Genomic DNA, 17,316 nt, shown 5'->3' with positions numbered 1-17,316 from the left:
GTGTTTTGATTGATGAATGATTGTTATTTTTTTCTTAGGTAAATATTGCCGATAGAGGCTTTTAAGGCGATTTTGACCCCTCCACTATTAATATTTCCCGAAATGGATTTATTTCCGCCAATGGCCTTGAGCCCGTCCTCCCTGGGCCCAACAAGGTCAAAGTTTGAGTATACCGATCCCATCGTAGAGCTAAGCGCTACTGAGGCTTTCGTGTTTGTAGGAAGACTAACGTCGATCATTCCGGTAGAGGAGCTGATAGAGATTGGCGCAGTCTGGTTTACACTGGTAAAAATAGCATCGATATTTCCCGTAGCACTGTGAGCGGTTACCGGACCGGTTACATTATTTAATTTGATATATCCCACATTCGTATTTATCTCAAGCTCATTAGTTAACCCCTCAACACTGGCATTGCCCAAATTGCCGCAATTAATTTTTAAAGAAACCGAAGCTGGAATGGTGATGGTAAGACCCATGCGCTTATAAAAAGATTTCAAATCAGTTAAACGTAAAACCTCACCATCCTGTTCCAGGTACATTCCCGTTCCAGTATTGTCTTCTCCACCGGCATAGATGGGCGTTAAACCTTTTGCTTTTTCGTCCGTTATTTCATTGCTTGCTTCCCAACCTGTTACAGGTTCATCTTCATTTCCGCAATTGCTACAACCTTCCTTAATAATGAGCTGATTGGTTGTTCCTTTTTTTAGAGAAACTGAAGTACCTGTTTCAATTTCAATTCTTGAAATACCACTCAACGATTTTTTAAATTCCTCTTGGGCACTGGCCAGTACACCTATGAGCATAAAAGCCAGGCATAAAATACTTGTTCGTTTCATTGTTTTTGATTTTGATTGATTATAAAATTTGTGCAAGCCCTTCATTTACCTGGAGCTTTACATAGTCCGGCACATCAGGTTTATTTAAAAGTTTTTTCATAGGAGTAACAGAACGCTCTTCCTTAACATAAGCAAGAAACTGAATGACCGCTATCTGTACGTCTGGATTTCCCTCTGTCTCAAGGGCCTTTATAAAAGCATCTTTTACCAGTCGGTTTTCCTGAAACCGAGATAACGAAGCGGCAGCCGCCAGTCTTACGTTTACGTTATCATCATTGTGCAACCGCCCAATAATGGCTTCCAATACTTTATTTTCAGGCATATGTATTTCTTCAGAATAATTGACGGCTTGAATTCGCTTGCTGGCAGAGCGGTTATCCATCATAGCCAAAGTCATATCCGTTTTTAATTCCTGCGATTGCTGCGTAAGTTGAGCAATTTGCAGTTGAGCATCTTGTGTACCTCGATGTTCTCCATACAGATATCCACAAAGCACCAGCAAAATAGACGCGGCGATTTGAAAGGCGGTTTTCCAGAAAAGTGGTTGTACTTTCGAGGAATCACTCTTTACCAAACCTTGTTTTTCCCGCTCCAGCATTTTTTCAAAGGATTGCTTATGTCCTGTTCCTGGATTTTCCGGTTCGACCGTATCCATTGTCGCCAGTAGTTTTTTGTTTTCTTTAAGTTCCTTTCTACAGCCGTTACATTGTTCTAAATGCTTTTCAAATTCACCGGATTCTTTCTTTGAAAGTTGCCCTTCCAAATAATAAAATATCCTGACTTCTATTTCTTTACATTTCATATCTCAACAGATTCAAAAAATAATTTCTTTAATTTTTTTAAAGCGCGGTGGGCTTTAACCTTTACCGCGTTTTCAGTACTTCCCAACAGTTTTGCAATTTGCAGGTAACGCATTTCCTGAAAACGGCTAAGCACTAATATTTCACGCTCTTCGGGTGATAATTTTAGCATTACCAAATTCAGTTTTTGTACATCGCCACCAGCTTCGGTTTCCGCTATGACTTCCGTAATATTCTCGAATCTTTCATTACTATAAGTTTGTTTTTGCTCTCTAAAATAATCAGCACTTAGGTTCCGGGCGATCCTGAAAATCCAGGAGTCAAACTTTCCACCTTTATAAGATTTCCGGTATTTAATAGCCTTGTAAAATGTAGTCTGCATCAAATCTTCACTGGCATCTTTATCCCGGATCATCTGCATAAAAAAATTGTAGATCCACTGGTAATATCGCTCATAAAGAAACCGCATGCAATCCAGGTTATCGTCTGAAACCTTGCTCATCAATTCTTCGTCGGTTAGTTTTTCCAAGTTGTTGATGGTGTTTATTATGAAGACCTGCAAATTTTAAAAAGGTTTCATAAAAAGCAATAAATAAATTTTCTCATTAGATTTTAACAGGCCAATGGATTGAAATTACTCTTTAAAGTTTTATTGGAATGTTGTTTTAACAACTCCTTGATCTCATCCATTGTTTCCATTTAGAATGATTTTAAATAAATAATTATATTTATTTGGATTTATTATAAATAAGAATTTATATTTGCTCACCAAGCCAGTAAAATGAAGCTTCTTATCTATTTTATTTCTTTTCTATCTGGATTTTCCGCTATGGGTCAGGTATCTGGACGGGTTTTGGACTTCGATACTAAAAAACCCCTCGAACAGGTTCTAATTATTAATAAATCTGGTAATGAGTGGACTGTTTCCAATGAAATTGGAGCATTCAGTCTGGATTTAAAAGCTTCAAACTTCATCTTAGAATTCCAATTATTGGGCAAACAGGATTTTATTATTGAATCAAAAAATATTGAGAACAGCGATAACTTGCAGATTTATTTAAAAGATGATGACTTGCGTCTGGATAAAGTAATGGTAACGGCGGTTCCAAAAAAAAGTAAGATTGGGTCAACTGTAACACTTGGAGAATATGCAATAAACCAGGTACAGGCCTATAGCCTGGCAGATATTTTAAAACAATTACCAGGTCAGGAAGTAACTCCTCCCTCCTTAAATCGCCCAAACAGTATATCACTAAGGACAGCAAATCCAAATGATAATAATGCTTTTGGAGTCTCCTATATGCTGGACGGTATGCAGCTTTCCAATGATGAAAATATGCAGAGTTATAGTCCGGGTTTTGATCTTACCGCTTATGACAACACGAATACCGGAATAGACCTCAGGACCATACCGGCCTCAAATATTGAGGAAGTGGAAGTAATTAGTGGCATTCCTGATGCAAAATATGGAAATCTGACATCCGGGGTGATTGATATAAAAAGAAAGGCAGGAATCTCCCCCTACCATATCAATGCAAATATAAGGCAGGGAAATACCTCCCTGAGTTTGCAAAAAGGCTACGGCCTTGGTAAGCAACTGGGCAACCTTAGTGTATCCCTTGATTACCTAAATGCTAACGCTGATCCCAGGAACAGCCTGGAATCCTATAACCGAGTAACAGCTTTGTTAATTTGGTCTTTAACCAATAAAAATAAAACTTTAAGAAATTCTTTCAGCCTTACCGCCCATAACAACCTGGATGATGAAAAGTTTGATAAAGACAATGATGATGGGGGTAGAGACTCCGCTTTTCGTAAAGATCGTGGGATAAGGTTTAACAACCGGTTAAACTGGAAGCCTGCGGTATCGCTTATTGATAACATCAACCTAAACACCGGGTTTTCTTATGCCTACCAGCATTCCTACCGACAGGAATTCAGAAATGATGGAGGGCGTATCGTTCCCTTAAATTTAGAGACCGGAATTTCTAAAGGAACTTACACCCCGGTCGCCTACCTCATGAAAAGGGAAACCTTTGGCCAGCCATTAAATATATCAGCGAATATTTCAGGGGATAAAGCTTTCAACGCTGGGAACACTTCTCATAGTCTGACGTTTGGATTCGACTTTTCTTATAGTGATAACAAGGGACGTGGTAAGGAATATGATCCGGAGCACGCCCATACCCAGGTGTCATTTTCAGGAGGATCTTCCGGTCTGGAAGAAGGTATTAGACAAGTAAACTTTAAGCGTTCCGTATTAGGACAATTTCGTTTTGGTGCTCACCTGCAGGATAACATCACCCATACTTTTTCCAACAATAGAAAAGTCTTTGCCAATCTTGGGTTCCGGTATGATTCTCAAAATGGTTTTTCCAGTTACAGTCCCAGGGTCAATTTAGCTTATGAATTAACCAATAGATTAAGTGTACGAGGTGGATTTGGTTTTGCCTCTAAAGCCCCTTCCCTAGCCCAAACGTTTCCCGGAGATAAATATTTTGACCGGGTACTGGCTGACTACAGGACTTCTAATTACTCGTATAACCTGATTTACACCCATAAAGTTCCTATTGAAAAAAATGAATTGGAACCTTCTAAAAGCTGGAAATATGAGCTTGGTGGTAATTTTAATGCGGCTTTTGCACAAATTTCTTTTTCAGCATTTTATAACGAGAGTTTTGATGGATTTACCAGCGACAATATCATTCAATCGGTATACCTTCCTCAACTTGAATTTAGTTTTCCAAATAGTGAAACTCCCCCCACCTACGAAATAGTAGGACCTGCAACAATGATCCTGAATTATTCCTTACCTACCAATGCATCAACTGTAATAGATAAGGGGATAGAATTTTTTATAAACTTTAAAAAAATCGAAGCTATCAATACGAGCTTTAATGTCAATGGAACCTATACTTATAGCAATTCAGCCTCTATTCTTCCTACAATCCGGAAAAATCCTGATCCCTTAAATGAAGAATATCTCTATGGAATCTATAACAGGACATCCAACAAACAGGATATGTGGCGCTTACGTGGAACCATAACCCATCATATTTCGGCCATTGGGCTGCTCATGTCTTTCACGGCAGAACACTTTATAAGGTCTGCGGTTTATGCAAGCTTTGCTGATATCTATCCCATTGGATATATTGATGCAAGTGCTAATCAATATAGCATTCCGTCTTCGGAAAGAACCAATCCTGAATATGCTTCGCTCTTTCTTGACCCCGATAGTACAGAAGATCGTATAACCCCATTCTATAATAATTTCCATTTCAGACTGACCAAAGAAATGCGGAACAATATCAGTATATCCTTATATGCTAATAATTTCTTGAATTACAGGCCTACGATAGAAGTCAATGATGCTATCCGGCGGAAAAATGAAGCCATTAGTTTTGGCGCGAACCTTAAATATGAATTTTAATAAACACTACTATTTATGAGAAAACTATCCTTTTTAGCGCTAATTGCCACCCTTATAATAGGCTGTAGCAAAGATGACGACGGCGATTTTATCGCTCCGGTCACCCATGAAATCCACGTTGCCTACGACGAAAACTATGAAAACGAGAATGCTGCTGGTGCGGTAATCAGTCTTGAGAATATAGAAGACGGCAGAAGCTATGAAGCTACTACCAATGCCGAGGGTCGGGCCGTAGTAGAAGTTGTCCCGGGCTCTTACCAAATAAATATCAGTAAAACCATGACTGCCGAGGAATATTTTGATTTTTCAGGCCAGGAAGTAGAAACCGAGGTCAGCTTTAATGGTTCCGCCGAGAATATATCCATCTCTGAAAATGGCAGCAGTACCTCGCTTGAAATTGTGACCGGTACCATTGGAAACCTGCTGATCAAGCAAATTTATTATAATGGTTCTGATGTTCGTTTGGGTGCTGTCTTCCGGGACCAGTTTGTAGAAATCCATAATAATTCCAATGAAATTCAATATTTGGACGGCCTTTATTTAGCTCAGGTCTATGGTAATGGAAGCACACCTTCTACTAATGAGTCTTATCATCAGGCTTCGGGGCAGTATGACTGGAGTCAATCCCTTGGCCAGGATAAGGAAAATCCAAATAGCGATTATATCTACGCCGATGAAGTATTGAAGGTACCTGGAAGTGGCGAAGAGTATCCACTTGCTCCGGGGGAAAGTGCTATTATAGCGGCCACCGCCATTAATCATAAACAACCCCTGGTGATTGAAGATGAAGATGGAGAAACCCAAACTTATGAAGTGGCAGAACCGGAAAGAACTGTGGATTTAAGCCAGGTACGTTTTGAAGCTTATTTCAGGCCGTATATGGAGAGTACCGGCGGTAATTTTTTAGATTATGATATAGATAATCCCAATGTAACCAATGTTGAAGTAATATTTAAAAGCTCTGGTGGACGTGATTTTATTCTGGACACCCACGGTAGGGAAGCTCTTGCGATCTTCTATTCTGATGATGAAAACATTTCCTCCTGGGGTGAGTATCCTGCTCCCGATCAAAATGAAATAGATGAAGAGACCAGTTTATATCTACAAATCCCAAACGAGGTAATCCTGGATGGGGTGGAACTTCAGTATAACAACCCGGCAAAACAGAAGCCCAAACGTTTAACCAGCCAAATTGATGCAGGCGAAACCACCACTCCAAACGGAGCCTTTTCCTCACAATCTGTTATCCGTAAAGTTGCGGGGGAAATTGATGGTCGCATCTACTACCAGGACACCAATAATTCCAGTAATGATTTTGAATTCCTGGATCGTCCCCAGGTAAAAACCAATTAAATTATTGTTATGAAACGGTTTGGTCTTTTAGTATTACTATGTTTATCATTCAGGGGCACGGCACAGGACAGTCTGAATAGTCCTGTTTCTAATCAATTCTTTACTGAAGTGCTAAAGAATTATAGCAAGAACCCGGTGAATATGGCATGCGTACCACTAAAAGACTATACCGCTTCTACTTTATATTATCACTTTGAAGAAGGTGCCCTTAAACAAGGCGGGGAACCACAAGGTGTACAAGACTTTGGATTAAAAACCCAAGGTATTTATAGAACTGGTATGGGAATTACTTTTTTTGGTGACCTCCTGGTTAAAAAAACCTATTACCGGGATTTGGCCTGGAATTTATCCTATATGATGCCGAAAAAAGGCATGATGCCCGATCCGCATTACTTTGGGGTCTCAAAACCCGGGAACTGGAGCAACCAACATTACGAATTGAACGGTGGAGTTGTAATACCGGTAAACCAAGGTTGGAACTTAGCCCTGGAAACAAACTATAACCTCTTTAATAAATACCGGGTAAACCTCGATCCAAGACCAAAAATAACCTATAACAAGTTAACCTTAGGAGCAAACCTGTCTTACAATATAACTAAAAATCATAGGTTCAATATGGGCTATGCTTTTGAACAGGCAGCCATAATCAACAATATTAATTTCTCCAATAACAATCAGAACGAGGCTGTAAATTATGATATTTATATAAAATGGATAGCCGGGTACGGCTCGCTTATGAATGTATTTGAGGAGGATATTAAGAGGAAAAACAAAGCGCAAAATTTTTCTCTGGGCTACACTTTCCAAAATAGCAGTCACCAATTACTGGTAACGGCGAATTTAAAAAGAGGGGAAAATATCACGTTTAAAGAGGATGTGGATGATAGGGTTGACAATGAAAACAGTTATTTCGCCACTTTTGAGCCGGAAGCTTTTCAACTGGATATTATGGGGTTGAAGTATAAAGGTAAAGGAAAGCTAATCAAAGCCGAATATACTTATCACAGGAACCTGGGAGAAAATTTCTTGACCGCTAAAGGAGGAAAAACCTATTCCAATTCTTTGGATGAACATATGCTCTCTTATTCCCACATTCAACAAGATGCTCAAGGCTCTACAAAAAATGAATATGGGTTAAAATTTCAGTACTGGGAAAGCTCACAGCAGGATGCCCTGGCAGTAACCCGATCGGATTTTAAAAATGGTGAAATACACTTTTATGGGCAGAAAGTAGTCTTTGAAACCAAAAAAATCAAGCTTAGGCCGCAGCTCAGAACAAGTATTATTTTTAATATTGAAGAGAACCTGGAAAACGGAAACAGCCAGTATTTGGAAAATATTGATGAATATGATTATATGGGTTTTAGCCTTCGTGATTATTACAACCAGGTTATCATGCCGGATCTTCAGTTGGTTTCCTCCACGCGAATAAACCTGGAGGCAGGTGCTTATTTGGATTTTATCAGTAGACAAAACCTCCAAAGTATCCTGAACCTGAAAATTGGCTATTTATCCTCCCTGGAAAGCGATAATTACCATGCCAATAACCAGCGTTTGTATACCAGTCTTTCTCTTATTTTGAATTACTAAATCATGAAAAACAACTATAAACTCTTTCATTGCTGTCTATTCATAATCCTGGCTTTCTCAGGATTTAAAGTTTACCAGGAATATGATATTGATGAATTAAGGAAACGCTATAGTAGTGGAGATCCATCCATGTGGCCCGCACCCGACATCGATGAGGAAGTAAAAAATAATTTCGAAGACATTGGTCACCTCCCCCCTCCGAATTTTCCTAAGGACAACTCTTACAACAAGGAAAAAAAAGAACTTGGAAAAACGCTTTTCTTCGACCCCAGGTTATCTTCCTCAGGACAAATAGCCTGTGCCAGTTGCCACGATTCTGAAATTGGCTGGGGAGATGGACGTCGAGTAAGTTATGGCCATAACAGGCAGCAAGGACGAAGAAACTCTATGACCCTACTCAATGTGGGATACGTTGATAGCTTATTTTGGGACGGAAGAGCTGAATCACTTGAAGACCAGGTGGGATTCCCGATTAATGATACCCTTGAAATGAATTTCCACGTGAACCTGGCTACGGAACGGATCTCCGCCATAAAGGGATATAAAGCATTATTTGAATCTGCATTTGGAAACGAACAAATTAGCGAAAAAAATATACGAAAGGCTATTGCCACCTATGAACGAACTATTGTTAGCGAAAGCACTAAGTTTGACAGGTTTATTGATGGCGAAGCTGATATTTATTCAGACCGGGAGGTCTTAGGTCTACATCTATTTAGAACCAAAGCCCGGTGCATAAATTGTCATAATACAGGCTACTTTAGTGATAATAAATTTCATAATACAGGCCTAACCTATTATGGACGAAAATACGAAGACCTGGGTTTGTTCGAAGTAACAGGAAAGCCTGAAGATGTCGGAAAATTCAGAACAGCTACCTTGCGGGAAGTTTCTCGAACTGAGCCGTATATGCATAACGGCCTGTTTCCTCATTTAGAAGGGGTCGTCAATATGTACAATGCCGGGATGCCACGTCCTAAAAGAAAGCCTCACGAGGTAAATGATACTCTTTTTCCAACGACTTCCCCGATACTGGAAAAATTGAACTTAACTAATGAAGAAAAGGCTGCACTTGTAGCCTTTATCAAAACATTAGAATCAAGGAATAGAAGGGTAAACCCGCCCAATCTACCCAACTAATAATATTATAATTCATCATCCCTCCGCATCTTGTTTAAAAGACTTAGGATAAGCTGATTAAGATACTTGGCCTTATCTCCTTTTCGGGCCTTTATCTCGTAATACGTCTTATAACCCTGATCCAGTTTCGTATTGAAAAAATCTTCAAAAGCCGAAATAATAGTACTGATCTCCAAATTGCCGTGGTTCAAAGCCCCGTCTGCATGCAACGCATAGAGCAGTTCGACCAGTGCTGTTTTGGAACCGGTCCATTTAAGCAACTTTGGCTTACGCTCCAGAAAAAGTGCCTTATTTCCGGGTTGCAGCGTATGCAGTTTCTCTCTTACGTAATGTATAAACTTATACATTGCCTGGATCATAGCCCAAAGCATATCGTGCGAGGTCGAGAATTCGGGGTACTGGTAATAATTTATGGTCGGCGCAAAAGGAAAATTATCCAGTTTATTACGCGTAAAAAATTCCGGATCCATATATCTGCGCGATTGCTCCATATAATTTGCAAAGTCTTTATTCTTAGAGAAAAACTTATTGATTTTTTTAGCCTCCTTTTCCAAAAACCAGATCTTTGGTTGTGTACCTAGCTTGGGAATGCTCAACTCACAAGTCCTGACTTCGGTAAAATAAATCAGGTAACTCATCGGTATGGGTTTGATATTTCTAAAAAAATTGATCTCTTCCGCAGGATCCTCAAAATCTTCCTTTTCCACCATTCGCTGTAGTTCAGAGAGGGTACGATTGGAGAGGCGGATTCCCAATTCCGCTTTTTTAAGAGTATCCTCCTGCGAATTGATGATCCGTTCTACCTCATCCGTAAAAATTGACATTGCCTTCTCGAACATCAGTTTCGTATTTAAGGATAACAAATAATGCCGTTGTTGTGCTATTTTCAATATGTATTTTTAAATGGTAGGATCTTAAAAAACAAAATATACACAGGGGGCTGGGGGTACCTATTCTTTTCTTAACCAATCTAAAGCTTCCAGACTAAAGTTATCATCTGCCTGGATATAGGCTATTTTAGGAGTTAAAGTGGCTCCTAATTTCTTTTTTTCAAAACTGGCACTAAAGCCAAAATTAATTTTTTTGAATTTTAAAATTCCGGCCGTTTTGATTGTCTGGTATAAAAGCTGGCGATAGATATTGAATTCTTCATTATAATCATAATCCATCCCGACCAGAGAGGGTATTAAAGTATTCCCGGATCGTGTAACGAACATCACGCCTACGACCTTTTCCGATGCGTTGATTCTATTTGGTTTAAGATATAATACCAAAAAGTCCCACTTCGGACTTATAATCATTTCAGAAAATAGCTTTTTAGGAAATTTAAAGGTATTAATTCCTAAATTGTGACTCCAAACCTCTTCAAATAACTCATAATATTTATCAATTTCTTCGGAAGTTGGTAAACATACGATCCTGGTTTTAAAATAATTCTCAAATGCCTTGACATCTTTTCTGAAATGCTTCCTGGAGCGTTTGCTGAGTGTGGATACATATTGTTCTTCATTACTCCAGTGGAGACTGGAAATTTCACAGGAGTCAGGCATATCTATAGCTACGAAACCCTGCTCGTTGAAAAAGCTGTTTAAGTCATTATTTTTATTGAAATCCCTAAGAATTATAAGCTTGGCTTTTACCTGCTGTTTTATTACTTCGAGTTGTTTCAGAAATAAACGCATTGTATTCACTAGCTGAGAATGGCCCGAATCAATGTATAAATGATCCCCTTCAGAGAAAACCGATCCCATCGACAGCACGATATCTGTCATATAATAAGGATCCTGCTTCCTTATATCCTCAATAGCTTTCGATGTAGCTGCATTGGAAAGCATATCATTTTTTAATAAGGCACTAGTCATATGGGCTGCTAGAATAATTTTATCCCTGTTGTCTTTGATCAGTATATAATGAAAATTCCAGTTATGTTCCGGCAAATTGTTATTGATGAATACATGCTCCAAAAAGCTAAGACCATCCCAATCAAAAGTACCTTTCCCCAAGAAACACTTGTCCCAGGATTCCTTATCTAATTCTTTTATGGATTTGGTATATGTTAAGTGTAGGTTGGTATTGGTTTTTTCTGCAAATTTCTCATTCGGTAAGCCTGGCTTCGGCATTCCAAAAGCCTTATAGATACTGGGTAGGTCCGTATGAGTTTGTTCGAGGGCTTTTGGAAAATGATAATCCATTGCATCAACCAGGGCTTTTATATCCTCTAATTCATTATGCCTGGAAATGGTGATTCGGACACCGGTGTTTTTAACCGGAACGGCCGGGAACAAGCCAAGGTTTACAAAGAAACCTGCATTCATCATTTTATTTACAAAATTATAACCCGTAGCCGGAAGGCCAGTACCAATGTAAAATACAGGGGAGGAATTTCTATGTATCAAAGGCAAATCCGATGACTCCAGTAATTGATTAAAGTATCTTATTTTACCCTCCAAATCTGCCTGTAATTCATATATTTCAGAGGATAAATGAATATCTGCAGAAGCAGTTGCCGCTGCTACAGAAGCAGGCTCTAACTGAGCTGAAAATGTTAGCGGTCCTCCGAAATTTTTAATTTTTTTATGCAGTTTTTCATCGGGACAAACAAGCACCGCTCCACTGGCACCGAAAGTTTTACTCAAGGTTCCGAATAAAAGAATATTCTGGGGAAGTTCCTTAAGCTCCGACATTACATAACCCGAGCCGTGCTTACCTTTCCAGCTCATCCCATGGACATCGTCTATATATAGGTGGAGTTGAGGATATTTTCTCGCCAGTGCAATAAGGTCATTTAAAGGCGCATAGTCTCCATACATGGAATAAACTCCATCTGCCATATACCAAATCTTATCTGCTTTATTTCTATATTCCTTGATATAATGTTCCAACATATCCATATTACTATGCCTGATCATTCTAACAGGAATTCCACGAGATTTTAAAATTTCAGTAGCGCTTTGGACACTCCAGTGCACCTGATGATCCAAAATCACCGCATCATTGTCTCTCACAGCTGTAGGAATCACAGCTAAATGGCCAAGTGTACTATTTTTTGTGATGAGTATAGGGTGCTGGTACATTTGGAAAATTTTTTCTTCCAGCGGCGCATAGAGCGGATGCGAAATATAAGTTTTCGATAAAGGAAATTGAGTTCCATATTGCCGGATGGCATCGATAGCAGCCGCTTTTAAACGCTCATCCTGCTCAAGCCCAAGGTAACCGGTAGTACCGAAATGGTAAGAAGATTTTCCGTTAATTGTAATTTTACGACCGTTCAATTTCCTGCCTTCAGCATGAAGATGAATCACCCCTGCATCGGTTGCATTAGTGATCACCTCGTCCACAGTATCAAGGAAATTATTGTGTTTAACTTTTGCCATTGCCCCAAAGTATTTATTATGAATACCTTAAGCTAATGAAACTTTTTTAAGACCTGGAAATTTATTTTTTAAAAACTGAAAAAATGCCACTTAGAGTAAAATAAAATTCAGGAGAGTCAAATAACAGCGTTTATTTTGATTCAAACTGTCTCAAAATGACCTGTTGGATCAATAAATTTTCATTTTTATCAAATGTAATTTACTAAATTACAGTATTCTATAGTAACAATTATTATTTTGATTAAAAGGGCACAAAATAATTTTGCAGAGGTTTGGATAGAAAATGATATCCTTTACTTTGTTTATGCCCCATTGGAAAACCTTAGCCTTAAGATTGCCAAGAATCTTTTAAAACTTCGTCTGTCCATTCAAAATAATAAAGGGTATCCCATTTTATGCGATTTGCGTGAGGTAATTCAGGCAGATAAAGAGGCTATGGATTACTTAGCAAAAGAGGGATCGGTACAAGCCACAGCAGTAGCTCTTCTAGTTCAATATCCCCATACTAAATCTACCGCCCAGTTTTACCTCTCCACAAGCATTCCAAAAGTTGACACTGAGGTTTTTGAAGACAAGTTAAAAGCCCTGGAGTTTTTATCCAATTATCCCGTAAAAAACTAATTATGTACTTTCCTAACGACAAACTCTTCGACCAGATCACCCATCTAATTACCGCACTGGCTAATGATGAATATGACAAGCGTATTAAAATAAATAAACTACGAAGCAAGTTATCAACGATTGGTGTCTTATTAAATATGCTTGCAGGGGTATTAAAACTAAAAGTACCTTCTAAAATACCGGAATATGATCTCAGCTACCTGAACCATATAATTCTTATAGTAGAAGAAAATTATCAAATTAAGGATTACAATACTGGATCTAACGGCCTTTTTGATAACCAGTTACACAATCTGGAAAGTATACTCGATGAAGAATCTCTGAAAAAAGTTCAGGAAATTATGGATTCAACCTCTTTTGACCGATCTATCAAATTAAATTATAGATTACGCGACGACCTTTTTTTAACCATGGATTCCAGGATCACAAAATTTGAAAATAATAATTCAGAAGTTTTTATTTTATCTGCGGTTAAGACAATCTCCAAAAATGAATGGACTAAAGAGAAGTTGCTCAAAAAGGCACTGCATCCGAAAAGGCAATTTGATATCTCAAAGAATAAAAAGATTATCGACAGGCTTTACCATTATCTTATGGATAATCTTGACTCTCCTTTAAAACCTATTCCAGAAATCGCCAGGGAACTGGAAACCAATTCTACCGTACTAATCAGGGGGTTTAAGGCTATACACGGAAAAACAATAGCTAGCTTCCATAGGGAAAAAAGGCTGGAGAAAGCCCGGGATCTCGTTTTGGATACTGATACAAAACTTTCAAACATAGCGACCCTATGTGGTTTTGGAAGCCTTTCACATTTTTCCAGGGCATTCAAGAAACATTTTGGAGTAAATCCTTCCGATTCGCGCTGATTGATGTGCATGTTAAAACTTTCACCTAAAAAAATCAAATTAAAATGCTGAATTTTAAGGTATTAAACAAAAAAAATGTTTTTCACCTATCACCAGAAATATCGTCTTTCAGAAATCATTAGGTTCTTCCTGGCCATATTGTTCATATATACAGGAGCCACGAAGTTGTTTGATTATAGCAGTTTCTATGATAACCTATACAACAACCCCTTAATTAACAGTAGGCTATTAACGAACTTTCTCAGTATAGGAGTTCCTATTTTAGAACTTATTGTCGGATCACTTCTGCTATACCCTAAAAAGAAATTATTGGGGATGATTGCAGCTATGGGATTGTTAAACCTGTTTACTATATACATTCTTGGGATATTATTTTTAAGTCCCTATACCCCGTGTTCCTGTGGAGGAATCATCTCCCTTCTTTCCTGGCATCAGCATCTATATTTCAACCTGGGCTGCATAGCAATTGGATTACTTGGCCTATACCTGATGAAAAATAACAAGCTGAAAAACCAGGCAGAGATAACAGATAAAATATAAAGAAATTTTGTTGCAACAAATGTAGGGTGCACCGGCACCTGAATTAAAAAACGGGAATTTTATTATTAACTTTTAAATTTAAATATCATGAAAACTAAAGTTTTATTACCGATGTTAGCGTTTATATGCTCCGTTGGAATGGCATTTGCCACCGTGGGAACAAATTATGCAGCCGCAACAGGTTTTATTGAAACCGACGAAGGTTGGAAACCAGTTACTGTAAATTGTGAGGAAGGGTCTTTCGATTGTAGAGTTTATCTCGAATCAGATACGGAAACACCATATACGGTTTATCCAGTTGCAAATTCCCAGAGTGAACCACTTGAGAGTAGCTCACCGCTGCCAATTATGATAAGTGACTAATTACTTATTTAATTAAAATAACACCGGGATAATTTTCCCGGTGTTTATTTTAATGGCATTTTAAAATCAAATTCAGTAAAAAATAGACCGATAATCAATTGTGAGTTCATTCATTTTGTACATAATCCTTTGGCAGCACAAGGAATTTCTGCATATTTTCCTCACTTAAATATTTATCCGCAGCAGCATTAATATCCTCCAAACTTGTGAAATGGTCCAATACTGCTTCATATTGAAGCACTTCATTTTCAATATCTTCCCCCGTGTTGATCTTATCCTGAAAATACTCTGGCCAAAAAGATGAAAAGGTGGAAAGGTAATCGATCCCTTTTCCATAATTTTCTTTTAAATCCACAACTGCATTTTCTAACCAGGTCCGGTCCACGCCAAACTTTTTTAGCTTTCGGAATTCTTCAATAGCCATCTGTGTTAATTCACTTTCATTACCTAGTTCACTATTAAAGCGGACATTTAAAGAGTAAATACCATTATTAATGTCCATCCACTCTCCCCAAGCCCCCGGAGCATAACATCCCTCCCGTAGACGATCCCAAATTCGCTTATGCAAAGCTTTTGATAGTAGCTTAAGTTCAACCTGGGTTTTAATATCCCTGGGAGCATTAACAGGAAAATATAAACTGATATAAGACTGCTCTAGATTACTAAGCCTGATGACCTTATCCATCTTGTAAAATGGAAAATCGATAGTTTGATCATTCGAAACCTGTTTCGTGGTAACTGGAAAAGCTGACATTTTTTTAACCAGCCGCTTAGTCAGATCCTCCCTGTCAAAATCACCCGAAATTATAAAGGTGTAGCCGTTTAAATTAGAATACCACTCTTGATGTGCCTCAGACACTTTTTTCATAGTTAGATCTTCAAGATCCTGCAATTTCAAATTGGGAATATCGGGATACCAAATAGCTCGAATATCATCCATAAAAAAATTTGGATTTCCTCGTCCAAAACTATCCTCATTCAGTACCCCTTTTTGATCCGATTTCCATGCTGAAAAACTCTCTTTGTCAAGTAACGGCTTTTTCAACCTAAGATATAAGAGATTGAGCAGTTCATCAATATCCCTCTCTTTACTAGTGGCATAAATCTTTTGATAATTTCTCCCTAATTCAAAACTCAATCGAAGTCCAGTACTTTTTTTAAAGTTCTCTAACTGGAATTTATCAAAAGAACCAGCTCCAGTAAACTTAAGAACCTCCGGAACAACCTTGGCTGCCAAATATTCCTTCCTCCTTCTTATAGGAATATTATTTGGACGAAAAGCATGTATGCTAATTGTCTTCGCATTGCGTTCAGATATAGGTTTTAAAGGCTTAAAAAAAAGTTTTATCCCGTTTTTCAGCTTTATTTCGGTAACACCAATTATATGCTCGGTTTCTAATTCTACATCGTATTCATCGATTTCCTGAATGCCTGCTACCTCCGAGAGAGATTCGATAGCAGGTGGTAAAGGTTTTAATGGATCTACTGTCATCGAATCAATTTCATCAAGCCACTTGGCAAGTGTATCGGAGTCCGGTGCGACCTGGTCTTTAGCCCTGAAAAACAAAAAATCTGTTTTGTTCATAAAATTTCCGTAATCATTAAAAACAGATTGCATTTTGTTAAGGTCAATTTGATTAAGAATTTTAGAGATCAACTTGTACTCATTTTTGGGATCAGGAGCAGCGGTTCCGCTTACAAAATGGTTTTCATATTTTGAAACAAGTTCAGAATTACTCCTTTGTTTCCCTGAATAATGCTGAAGAACTTCCTTCTTTGCCCTATCTAATTCTAAGTCGGTCACTCCTTTATGTATTTGCTTTCTTGCACTTAAAGCCCTAACTAATCCATTCTTTACCTTACGAGGCTCATCACTTTCTAAATCAACTTTCATCAAATCATAAGCAAGCTGTCCGTTCACTGGATTATTGGTCATAAAAAATTCTGAAAATGGAGGCTTGAGTTGTTGCTTCAGCTGCTTTATGCGCGGTTTGAGGATTATCTCATAGAGTTGACGCAATAACATAGCTTTATAATCCGACACGTTCTTTGGATTCTTTTCATCCATGCGTTTGCTGGCAATATAAAGCCGAAAACCCGGCTTCAAAGTATCAAGCACAGAGATGTACTGGTTCTCAACATTGAAATCAACCTTCCATTTCGCCAATTTTTTATTGACATTACTCCTCTTTTCAGGAGTTTTTAGGTCCGAAAATAATCGCTGAATCTGTGCTTCTACACTATCTACATTGATATCACCTACTATAATTGCAGCTTCCAGATCAGGACGATACCAATCCTTATAATATCTCAGAAATGCATTTTTATCAAAATCAAGTATACTTTTTTCAGCCGCATTTTGATCTCGAAAATGGGCCCCGGTATTTTTAATCAAATTTT

General features: G+C 38.2%; 14 protein-coding genes. 8 read left to right on the top strand and 6 right to left on the bottom strand.

Translation table 11 applies throughout. The features are described 5' to 3' along the window. Positions 1-23: 23 nt before the first annotated feature. From B5X53_RS04535 to B5X53_RS04525, 3 genes are read right to left on the bottom strand one after another with little or no spacing between them, the layout of a single operon-like run. A complete protein-coding gene (locus B5X53_RS04535) occupies positions 24-836 on the bottom strand; it encodes a DUF4097 family beta strand repeat-containing protein (RefSeq protein ID WP_157822113.1) in 813 nt (270 codons plus the stop codon). 19 nt (positions 837-855) lie between these two features. Then, positions 856-1,638 carry a HEAT repeat domain-containing protein gene (locus B5X53_RS04530; protein ID WP_079712082.1) on the bottom strand — a complete coding sequence of 261 codons (783 nt, stop codon included), beginning with the start codon at positions 1,636-1,638 and terminating at the stop codon, positions 856-858. Beyond that, positions 1,635-2,165 (bottom strand): RNA polymerase sigma factor, encoded by a 531-nt coding sequence (locus tag B5X53_RS04525; protein ID WP_079712046.1) that lies wholly within the window; start codon positions 2,163-2,165, stop codon positions 1,635-1,637. Before B5X53_RS04525 ends, B5X53_RS04530 begins: the two co-directional genes overlap by 4 nt. A gap of 252 nt (positions 2,166-2,417) precedes the next feature. Between B5X53_RS04525 and B5X53_RS04520 the strand changes: the two genes are divergently transcribed. The 4 genes from B5X53_RS04520 to B5X53_RS04505 are packed head-to-tail and all read left to right on the top strand — an operon-like array spanning position 2,418 to position 9,149. Continuing rightward, positions 2,418-5,066, top strand: coding sequence for a TonB-dependent receptor (locus B5X53_RS04520; RefSeq protein ID WP_079712045.1), 2,649 nt, complete (start codon positions 2,418-2,420; stop codon positions 5,064-5,066). A 15-nt stretch (positions 5,067-5,081) separates the two neighbouring features. Next, complete coding sequence (locus B5X53_RS04515; RefSeq protein ID WP_079712044.1) at positions 5,082-6,419, top strand: DUF4876 domain-containing protein; 1,338 nt, start codon at positions 5,082-5,084, stop codon at positions 6,417-6,419. A gap of 9 nt (positions 6,420-6,428) precedes the next feature. After that, positions 6,429-8,009 (top strand): DUF6850 family outer membrane beta-barrel protein, encoded by a 1,581-nt coding sequence (locus B5X53_RS04510; RefSeq protein WP_101023082.1) that lies wholly within the window; start codon positions 6,429-6,431, stop codon positions 8,007-8,009. Positions 8,010-8,012: 3 nt separating this feature from the next. After that, complete coding sequence (locus tag B5X53_RS04505) at positions 8,013-9,149, top strand: cytochrome-c peroxidase (protein WP_079712042.1); 1,137 nt, start codon at positions 8,013-8,015, stop codon at positions 9,147-9,149. A 5-nt stretch (positions 9,150-9,154) separates the two neighbouring features. On the opposite strand, the gene B5X53_RS04500 is transcribed toward B5X53_RS04505, so the two are convergent. Both B5X53_RS04500 and B5X53_RS04495 read right to left on the bottom strand, forming a co-directional pair. After that, entirely contained in the window at positions 9,155-9,988 is an 834-nt protein-coding gene (locus B5X53_RS04500) for an RteC domain-containing protein (protein WP_079712041.1), read from the bottom strand. 111 nt (positions 9,989-10,099) lie between these two features. Then, positions 10,100-12,523 carry an aminotransferase class I/II-fold pyridoxal phosphate-dependent enzyme gene (locus B5X53_RS04495; protein ID WP_079712040.1) on the bottom strand — a complete coding sequence of 808 codons (2,424 nt, stop codon included), beginning with the start codon at positions 12,521-12,523 and terminating at the stop codon, positions 10,100-10,102. 237 nt (positions 12,524-12,760) lie between these two features. Between B5X53_RS04495 and B5X53_RS04490 the strand changes: the two genes are divergently transcribed. From B5X53_RS04490 to B5X53_RS04475, 4 genes are all read left to right on the top strand, one after another. Then, entirely contained in the window at positions 12,761-13,144 is a 384-nt protein-coding gene (locus B5X53_RS04490; RefSeq protein ID WP_079712039.1) for a DUF7793 family protein, read from the top strand. A gap of 2 nt (positions 13,145-13,146) precedes the next feature. Then, on the top strand, positions 13,147-14,013 hold the full coding sequence (locus B5X53_RS04485; protein ID WP_079712038.1) for a helix-turn-helix domain-containing protein: 867 nt from the start codon (positions 13,147-13,149) through the stop codon (positions 14,011-14,013). A gap of 75 nt (positions 14,014-14,088) precedes the next feature. After that, complete coding sequence (locus tag B5X53_RS04480) at positions 14,089-14,553, top strand: MauE/DoxX family redox-associated membrane protein (protein ID WP_079712037.1); 465 nt, start codon at positions 14,089-14,091, stop codon at positions 14,551-14,553. Between the two features lie 87 nt (positions 14,554-14,640). Further along, positions 14,641-14,916: a DUF6520 family protein gene (locus tag B5X53_RS04475; protein ID WP_101023081.1), complete on the top strand. Its 276-nt coding sequence runs from the start codon at positions 14,641-14,643 to the stop codon at positions 14,914-14,916. A 106-nt stretch (positions 14,917-15,022) separates the two neighbouring features. Here the strand turns inward: B5X53_RS04475 and B5X53_RS04470 are convergent, their stop codons facing one another. Next, complete coding sequence (locus B5X53_RS04470; protein WP_234999239.1) at positions 15,023-17,311, bottom strand: insulinase family protein; 2,289 nt, start codon at positions 17,309-17,311, stop codon at positions 15,023-15,025. Between the last annotated feature and the right edge of the window lie 5 nt (positions 17,312-17,316).

Source organism: Salegentibacter salinarum (genome assembly GCF_900168115.1).
GTDB lineage: Bacteria > Bacteroidota > Bacteroidia > Flavobacteriales > Flavobacteriaceae > Salegentibacter > Salegentibacter salinarum.
The sequence above is the reverse complement of the archived record's forward strand: the minus strand, read 5'-3'. Positions and strand labels throughout refer to the sequence as shown.

Excerpts from the sequence above, each read along its gene's own strand:
- B5X53_RS04535 (WP_157822113.1), bottom strand. The coding sequence starts at position 836 with ATGAAACGAACAAGTATTTTATGCCTGGCTTTTATGCTCATAGGTGTA.
- B5X53_RS04530 (WP_079712082.1), bottom strand. The coding sequence starts at position 1,638 with ATGAAATGTAAAGAAATAGAAGTCAGGATATTTTATTATTTGGAAGGG.
- B5X53_RS04520 (WP_079712045.1), top strand. The coding sequence starts at position 2,418 with ATGAAGCTTCTTATCTATTTTATTTCTTTTCTATCTGGATTTTCCGCT.
- B5X53_RS04515 (WP_079712044.1), top strand. The coding sequence starts at position 5,082 with ATGAGAAAACTATCCTTTTTAGCGCTAATTGCCACCCTTATAATAGGC.
- B5X53_RS04510 (WP_101023082.1), top strand. The coding sequence starts at position 6,429 with ATGAAACGGTTTGGTCTTTTAGTATTACTATGTTTATCATTCAGGGGC.
- B5X53_RS04505 (WP_079712042.1), top strand. The coding sequence starts at position 8,013 with ATGAAAAACAACTATAAACTCTTTCATTGCTGTCTATTCATAATCCTG.
- B5X53_RS04500 (WP_079712041.1), bottom strand. The coding sequence starts at position 9,988 with ATGTTCGAGAAGGCAATGTCAATTTTTACGGATGAGGTAGAACGGATC.
- B5X53_RS04495 (WP_079712040.1), bottom strand. The coding sequence starts at position 12,523 with ATGGCAAAAGTTAAACACAATAATTTCCTTGATACTGTGGACGAGGTG.
- B5X53_RS04485 (WP_079712038.1), top strand. The coding sequence starts at position 13,147 with ATGTACTTTCCTAACGACAAACTCTTCGACCAGATCACCCATCTAATT.
- B5X53_RS04480 (WP_079712037.1), top strand. The coding sequence starts at position 14,089 with ATGTTTTTCACCTATCACCAGAAATATCGTCTTTCAGAAATCATTAGG.
- B5X53_RS04475 (WP_101023081.1), top strand. The coding sequence starts at position 14,641 with ATGAAAACTAAAGTTTTATTACCGATGTTAGCGTTTATATGCTCCGTT.